Genomic DNA, 1,537 nt, shown 5'->3' on the forward strand with positions numbered 1-1,537 from the left:
AGCGTCCCGCCATCAGCGAGGATCAGACGGTAGCCCTCGCCGGTGCGCTCGACCGATGCGACGGCGGACCTGACATGGCGGATCGTTTTGCTGAGAAGGAAGGGCCGGAGATGAGATCCCACATAGCGCCCGAAAACGCGACGCTGCGGGTAGAGTGCTCCGTAGGCGGCAATAGCCTCGGCATCGTCTACAATGGCTCTGGTCTGCTCCAGCCAGTCGGCAAAGTGGCTGTCCTGCCCGGAGATCAGCGTCATTCTCGACGCCGGCACATTGATGCGATGTGCCGGATCGGCCGTGGAATAAGCCAGACCATAGCCGAGCCCCTCGCGGGGCTCGACGACCACGATATCGGATGCACCGGCCGGGAGCAGTCGCGCCAGATGAAACGCAGTCGCCGCACCTGAAAAGCCGCCGCCGACAATCGCTATGATCGGTGCGCTGGCGCTCAAGACTGGCTCGCGCGCAGCGCCGACGGGCGATGGTCGCCGGCCACGGTTTCGCCGAAGGGGCCCATGTTGACGGCCGTCGGCCGCGTTGAGATCTCGTGATCGAGTGGCAACTGCGGCAACACAAGTTCGCCGAAGCGATAGGCTTCCTCCAGATGCGGGTAACCGGACAGGATGAATGTATCGATGCCTATGCGCCGGTATTCATCGATCCGTGCCGCCACCGTAGCCGCATCGCCGACCAGTGCGGTGCCCGCACCGCCGCGCACCAGGCCGACGCCAGCCCACAGGTTCGGGCTGATTTCCAGCTTGTCGCGGCGGCCGCCATGCAACCGGCTCATACGCGACTGGCCAACCGAGTCCATGCGCGCGAACACCTTCTGCGCCTCGGCGATCGTCTTGTCGTCCAGACGGCTGATCAGCCGATCGGCATCGGCCCAGGCTTCGTCATTGGTTTCACGGACGATGACATGCAATCGGATGCCAAAGCTCACCGCGCGTCCCGCCTTCTCGGCAAGGCCGCGCACATGGTCGACCTTTGCGGCGACATCGACCGGTGGTTCGCCCCAGGTCAGATATTTGTCGATCTGCTCGGCGGCGACTGCATTCGCCGCCTCCGACGAACCACCGAAATAGAGCGGCGGATGCGGCGTCTGCACAGGCGGGAACAGCAGCCTTCCGTCCTCGATGCGGAAGTGCTTGCCTTCGAAGGCAATGGTCTCGCCGCTGAGCACGGCCTTGTAGATATCGAGGAATTCCCGCGTCACCTCATAGCGCTCGTCATGGCTGAGGAAGATGCCGTCGCCCTTGTTCTCGACCGGGTCGCCGCCGGTGACGACGTTGATGAGCAGGCGCCCGCCCGAAATGCGGTCGAGCGTCGAGGTCATCCGCGCCGCGAGCGTCGGCGACTGCAGCCCGGGACGGACGGCAACGAGGAAGCGGAGCCGCTGCGTCAACGGCGCCAGCGCCGACGCCACGACCCAGCTGTCCTCGCAACTTCGGCCGGTCGGCAGCAGCGCGCCGTAATAGCCGATGGCGTCGGCGGCCTTGGCGACCTGGGTCAGATAGGGCAGGTCGACCGCCCTGCCCCC

The 1,537-nt window shown here is 65.5% G+C and carries 2 protein-coding genes; both read right to left on the bottom strand.

The window, feature by feature from the left end; all coding sequences use genetic code 11:
* On the bottom strand, window positions 1-449 hold a 449-nt coding region (locus NKI72_RS35625; RefSeq protein WP_352852241.1), incomplete at its 3' end, for an FAD-dependent oxidoreductase.
* The coding region (gene ssuD / locus NKI72_RS35630; RefSeq protein ID WP_352852242.1) for an FMNH2-dependent alkanesulfonate monooxygenase at window positions 446-1,537 on the bottom strand (1,092 nt) is incomplete at its 5' end. The genes NKI72_RS35625 and ssuD, both read right to left, overlap by 4 nt.

The sequence above is a fragment of the Mesorhizobium sp. M0437 genome (assembly GCF_040321335.1).
Lineage (GTDB): Bacteria > Pseudomonadota > Alphaproteobacteria > Rhizobiales > Rhizobiaceae > Mesorhizobium.